Genomic DNA, 5,852 nt, shown 5'->3' with positions numbered 1-5,852 from the left:
GAAGCCGCCACGCCGTGATGAAGCCTGTATCTCTCCGCCCTTCGCTTCGTTCGCCGCCCCTATCTCAACCTCTTCGTTGTCTTCGGCTTGTATCCGTCGAGAACTGAGCGTCGAAGACGCGAAGTTCTCATTGGGTTCATGTTGAGCGAAGCGAAACAAGAACTCCATTCTCATTGTATATACAACGTTGTATTCACATAAATATATTTAGAATACAATGAGAATGAAATTGACCTGACTGAAATTAGCAGAGTAAAACGAGAAATGCCGGTAGAATAAAGATTTCGAGTCCGCCGATCAAATTGGAGAAACAACATGTCGGATAAGAAAACGCGCCGCGAGCCGCTAAAGCGATGCCCGGCGAAAGATAACATCATGGCGATGCAGATACAACTGTTCGACAACGGTCCGAAGCCGGGCCGCGGTCGGTCGCAGCACTCCATCAAGATTGAAGCGTATTGCGACGGACGGTTGGATTTGTTGCGACCGTACTGGTCACGAGTCGTGCAACTGATCGATCCGAAACGTTTTATGGCCTGGGTGAACGATCAGCGCGCCTCGGGCACAATTTCAGATCAGCAGTACGAGCAGTACGATTTGGCGCATCAGGCGGTGACCATGGCCGCAGCGATGGAAGGCATCGAGTTTGCCAAGATGGGGCACATCGGCTCCGCGCGAGAGAACCTCTACTACGATGGGCAGTTCGTCACAGTGGTCAAACAGCAGGACGGCGGCCTCCAGTTCGAAGCGTTTATCGATGGCGAGCACGTCAGCACGTCGAGTTTTCTATTCGATCGCGCGTGGAGGCGCGGCGGCGCAAGGCGAAAGTTCTTCGGCTTCTACGATCCGAATGGAATGTACGCGGCGATGAAGGCGGAGATCGCCCAGCGTGCAGAGGCAGATTCTCGCGCGAAGAGGCGAGACACCGGATCGATCGGAGGATCACCGTGGGAGTGATTTCGGTCGAGGAAGCCCACATTCTGGCCGCTGAGATCGCCCGGCTCACCGCGGAGAAGGATGCACTCCAGCGTCAGGTAGATTTTCTGCTTCGAGAGCGCTTGGACACAAAGAGCTTGGAACAGGAAGCGCGGAAGCGTGCCGCGGAGAAGGTGCTGCTGACGGTTCAGGACCAGGCACGGCAGGAGAGCTAAGCCCGAACGAGGGGCAATGAACGCCCTCTCCTTCGCCGCGGTATCGAATCGCTTGAAACGGCCGCGCGCGGATCGTCTCTGCGAACCTCGTGCAGATCATCCCGCAACGATGCACGGCCACATACGGGATCACCGCCGACGAAGGAACAGTCCATCGCCACGCTCGGAGACCTACAGGTGGCAAGAAGCGCTTTCGACAGGCCAAGATGCGGACGCGGCGAAGGCCACACTGCTGACGCTCTACGGCGCGCTGAACGGCAAGGTTCCGCACACGGGAGCCGCAGCGTGAGTGGGCTCGATTCGTTCGCCTACCTTGTCGTTCCCTCGAATGCGTCGGCCACGCTCAGCCGCGCTACATAGGAAGCCACGTTGGTGCTCAGCAGGTAGATGGCCAGCGCTTGCACGATAATGATCCCGCCCGGCGCGTCGGGGCCGGACGGCGCGGACGAAGGTGTTGATCTTATCGGTCTTCGAGTTCACCACCTTCGCGTCGGTCGCAAGTTGCACCCGGTCAATGGGCGCGGGCAGCCGGGATGATTCGAGCCTTGCGCTCGGTGACCGGTCGCAAGATTCCTGAGACGGACGCGATACGCCCCGGCACTCTTTGGCGGTGATCTCGATCACCAGTGCGTGCCCTCGCGATTATGCTGCGCGACGCGACAGAGCCGGACCGTGCCCGTGGTGCGATGGTGTAGACGATCTCAATGTGAACACGATGAGACCGTCTCCACCGGGATGAGGCCGCGGCTCGTTCCGCCTGGAACGCAACGACGCCGCATAAGGGACACGTGTCAGTCAGCGGTCACGCGTCTTCGTCGTCCGCGAATCCTGTGTCGCGTTCCCGCTGGCCGCGGGCGAAGCCCCTGGTTGGCCGGTATTGCCGGACCCGCCCCCCATCTCTCCCGCTTTCAACTGCTCACCCTTCTGCTTTTCGCCTGACGTACCGGGCTGGACTTCATTTGACGAGGGCTTCGACGGTTGTTGTGCTCGCACCGCATCAGCGCCAGCGAAAAGTAACGGCAGAGCTAAGGTAATCGCAAGGACATGCCGCATGATGTGCTCCTGTGGTTTGTGTTTTCAGAAGCCAAGGGATCGCGATTGGTTCAAATACTAGCTCTTAGATTTCTCTGGTTTATTTGCCAAAACATCCCTGCTCGCAGCATCATTGTGGCAGAGGGCATAGAATGCCGGATGCCGACCACCCAGCGTGGCCTTTTCGGGCAAAGAGCCGGATCACCGACGCCTGCATGGTGGTGGCCTGATCCGGCGTGTCAGGACCGGACGGCACGGTTGAAGGCGGTGATCTCATCGAACTTCAGCGAGTTCACCACCTTGGCTCCGGTCGCAGGCTGTACCGGGCCAGTGGGCTCGCGCGGCCTGAACGGTTCGAATCTCGCACTCGGTGTTCACTCGTGAGATTCCCGAGATCGGACGCGGTACGTCCCGGCACTCTCGGGCGGTGATCTCGACCACCACCCTGCGATTGCCCGCATCGGATCGAGAGCCGCCAGCATGACATTCTCGGGCCGAAAGGGCATCAGCAGCGCTTCCGCTGGGATGATGCCGCCCGGCGCGTCGGGGCCGGGCGGCGCGGTGGAAGGTAGTGAACTCATCGGTCTTCGAATTCACCTCCATAGCACCGGTCGCAGGCTGCACCCGGTCAACGGGCGGGTGCAGCCGGGTTGGCCCGAGCCTTACGCTCGGTGACCGGTCGCAAGATTTCTGAGTTGGACGCGACACGTCCCGGCACTCTCTGGCGGTGATCTCGATCACCAGTTCGTGCGTTGGTGATGATGCTGCACGGCGCGACAGAGCCAAACCGTGCCGACAAAATCGGTGATCTTATCGAACGTCAGCGAGATCACTCGCAATGTCGGCGGACCGCAGGCCGACGAGCGGGGTGCATGTAGAGCCTAACGCGGCTGACCCGGCACCGGAGCCCCCACGCCTCATCGAATAATTCCCACGACCATTCGCGTTCGAGGATGTCACGGAACGCCTCCTTGAGTATCGCCACGGTCTGCGTTTCTAAGGCCGTCGCCATAGGGGGGCGAACATGCTCTCGCTCCGGCACTGCGACGCATTGAGGGCGTGGCGACAGCGCTCAGGATTCCTGCCGACGACCTCCACCAGATCGTCCGCTGCCGCCTGACAAACCGCGAACATGAGCGGCGACAGCGCGGGCCGTTCCATCCACGAATAGCGTTCGCCGTGGGACCTGGGCGGGCAGTTCATCCTCGAAACGGTCGATGCTGCGATCGTGGAAGAAAAGAAGCGTCGCGGGGTCCAGCAGCCTGATACGGGCAAGCCGGAATCTGACGCCTGGAAAACGAGCGATCGGCGCAACGGCCGCGCAACCTCTGGAGTGTATCACTAGGCATCATCGGAGGCCGTTGCCATGCCCCCTCGGGCACGCCAGTTATTCGCCGCCGCGGTAGTGGTGATCGTGGCCGCCTGTGGAGAGAAACCGCCGGAGTATATCTCTCCTAAGGGCTTTCGGCCGTTCGTCTTCCGGGAGGAAGGCACACGGATCACCTACTACATGCTTGACGTGATCGCAGAAGACGGTCCCAACGTGCGTTTTGTGACGAAACTGTGGGCCAATCTCCGCGGCCCGTTCGGCAGAACAATCACCTACGCCACTCGACGCGCTGACTGCGATCGGCTGCGCTACCAAACGATCGGCGTGGGCGAGACTGTTGCTGCGATGGAGCGGGATCGTCGTAGCGAACGGTGGGCAGAGCCCGCTTCCGATCCCGGTGAAGTCGCCGCAATGATGACGGCGTGCCGAGTGGCGAAGAAGTTGAAGTAGGCGATCAATCCCAGTCAACGGTGAAAGGGATCATCAAGATTCAACGGTCTCGAAGAGCGCAACCTAAACCGTGCGCCGTGACCATCGCTTAAGATGCGGCGTGCAACTCTCCGGCGAATGAGAGGCACGGCGCGATGGAAAAGCTACGGAACACCCTCGTTGGAACGGCAATCGTCGGCGGCCTGCTGACGTGGTTGGTCAGCATCCCGAATCGCGAGCCGACACAGGCAACGGCGCGACCGGATGACGGAATCTCGAAGATTTCGATCGGTAGCCTGCGGGGCAACCGGGCCGGCTTCGGAACCGTCCTCGAACTGAGCTTCGTCGTCTCGAACCGGAACAACTATCCGGTCAAAGACGTGACCTTCGCCTGCATACTCAGGGCACAGAGCGGCACGCACGTCTCAAGCGTCAGCGGAACCGTCTATCAACGGGTGCAGGCGAACGGGTCGGTGATGGTCAACGACATGAACATGGGCTTCATCCCGTCGCAGACCGATGGTTTCGCGTGCGCCCCTACGTCGTTCTCGCCCGCCATCTGATCGAACCACAGCGATGGTGGGAGAGCCGTGGAGTTCGTCGCGCGTTTTGTCCCTTGTGCTGGCAGGCTTGGCCTCAGCGGCGAGCGTTCCCTTTGTCGTTGTCGCAGTCAGCACCCTTCTCGTCGTCGCGTCCGCCGTTGATGGTTGGGACAGCTACGCAGCGCTCGGGGTAATACTCCTGGCGGGAGAGACTTTTCGCGGCATCGGAAACGTCGCGTGGCCGGTAATCGGCATGTCGTTCGTTCTTTTTCCGATCGTAGCCGTTCTGACGCGAGATCGACCGTGGTTTCGATCCACCATCTTGCCGTGTATCGGAGCGACGGTTGGTGCGGTGATCGCATCCGGTCAAGCCTACACTTCAGCAACGAATCTCGGGGCTGTAGCGGGTCTGATCGCGGGCTTCGCCTTCGCTTTTGTCGTCCGAGGCGACGGCGAGTGAGGCTGTTTCGTACGAAACAGTTTCACCGGAGTAGTAGTGCCGGGCTCGTGTGGGCCGCTCGCGTGCACTTGGCGAACCTCTCAAGCTCTCGCTCGAACTCCGCCTACCTAGGTCGTCCCAGCCGCCGCCCCGGTCACGATCGGCCGCACCCTGATGCTGGCTTCTGATGTTGACCCTTATCGAAGATCAGCCGGAGAGAAAGCGAATGGCCTGGACATCGGATCGCGGACCACGCCCCCTCAAATCCCGGCACTGCGGACTGCTGGCCGTGGGGGCATATGTGATCGCCTACCTGTTGGTCCCAGGAGTCATCGCGCCGGTGGGTTGGAGCCTAGATGATCTCATGGGACTCCGCGCCGCTCTGACGGGCGTTCTGGCTGGAGCGGGCGTGCTGCTCTGGCGCTGGGTGCGCCCATGATTGTGCAGCAGCGCGTGATCCTTGCGCGCGCAGGACTGAGCAGGTCGCTACACCCACGAGTGCGTCCATGGTCAACGGTAACACGGCGCGCGGACGCTTCGAATGTCCGCGTCAGATCGGCAGCCGCCGGTCGTGAAGTTCTCGGGCACATTGCGGGATCAACAGCACCTCCACGGTGATAATCTCGCGCGGCGTGGCAGGGCCGGGCGGCACGGTTGAAGGCGGTGATCTCATTGAACTTCGGCGAGATCACCGCGTTCGCTCCGGTCGCAGGCTGCACCGGATCGGCGGGCTCGGGCTGCCTGATTGGTCCAAATCTCGCGCTCGGTGCCCTCTTGCGCGAATCCCGAGATCGGAGGCGACCGGCCCCGGCACTCTCGGGCGGTGATCTCTACCACCAACGTGTTTCTGCGATGGAGCGGGGCCCTCGCAGCGAACGATGGGCGGAGCCTGCATTCGATCGCGGTGAAGCCGCCGCAATGATGACGGC

6 protein-coding genes are annotated in these 5,852 nt (G+C 61.0%); all 6 read left to right on the top strand.

Features of this window, described 5'->3' with window-relative positions; genetic code table 11:
- The first annotated feature begins 315 nt into the window (after nucleotides 1-315).
- A complete protein-coding gene (locus MFF42_RS24090; RefSeq protein WP_238258372.1) occupies nucleotides 316-957 on the top strand; it encodes a hypothetical protein in 642 nt (213 codons plus the stop codon).
- Nucleotides 948-1,151, top strand: a complete 204-nt coding sequence (locus tag MFF42_RS24085; protein WP_238258370.1) for a hypothetical protein — start codon at nucleotides 948-950, stop codon at nucleotides 1,149-1,151. The genes MFF42_RS24090 and MFF42_RS24085 overlap by 10 nt, the downstream gene beginning before the upstream one ends.
- A gap of 2,398 nt (nucleotides 1,152-3,549) precedes the next feature.
- The gene (locus MFF42_RS24080; RefSeq protein ID WP_238258369.1) at nucleotides 3,550-3,963 is read left to right on the top strand and encodes a hypothetical protein; all 414 of its coding nucleotides are present in this window, start codon (nucleotides 3,550-3,552) and stop codon (nucleotides 3,961-3,963) included.
- Between the two features lie 134 nt (nucleotides 3,964-4,097).
- Entirely contained in the window at nucleotides 4,098-4,505 is a 408-nt protein-coding gene (locus MFF42_RS24075) for a hypothetical protein (RefSeq protein ID WP_238258368.1), read from the top strand.
- A gap of 13 nt (nucleotides 4,506-4,518) precedes the next feature.
- Entirely contained in the window at nucleotides 4,519-4,944 is a 426-nt protein-coding gene (locus MFF42_RS24070; RefSeq protein ID WP_238258366.1) for a hypothetical protein, read from the top strand.
- A gap of 633 nt (nucleotides 4,945-5,577) precedes the next feature.
- Nucleotides 5,578-5,852: hypothetical protein (locus MFF42_RS24065; RefSeq protein ID WP_238258365.1), on the top strand; the 275-nt coding region annotated here is incomplete at its 3' end.

It is taken from the genome of Methylorubrum podarium (assembly GCF_022179745.1).
Classification (GTDB): Bacteria; Pseudomonadota; Alphaproteobacteria; order Rhizobiales; family Beijerinckiaceae; genus Methylobacterium; species Methylobacterium podarium.
Note: the sequence above shows the minus strand (reverse complement) of the source record. Positions and strands in the feature narration are given on the sequence as shown.

Coding starts and splice junctions, on each gene's coding strand:
- MFF42_RS24070 (WP_238258366.1), top strand. CDS start 4,519: ATGGTGGGAGAGCCGTGGAGTTCGTCGCGCGTTTTGTCCCTTGTGCTG.
- MFF42_RS24075 (WP_238258368.1), top strand. CDS start 4,098: ATGGAAAAGCTACGGAACACCCTCGTTGGAACGGCAATCGTCGGCGGC.
- MFF42_RS24090 (WP_238258372.1), top strand. CDS start 316: ATGTCGGATAAGAAAACGCGCCGCGAGCCGCTAAAGCGATGCCCGGCG.
- MFF42_RS24080 (WP_238258369.1), top strand. CDS start 3,550: ATGCCCCCTCGGGCACGCCAGTTATTCGCCGCCGCGGTAGTGGTGATC.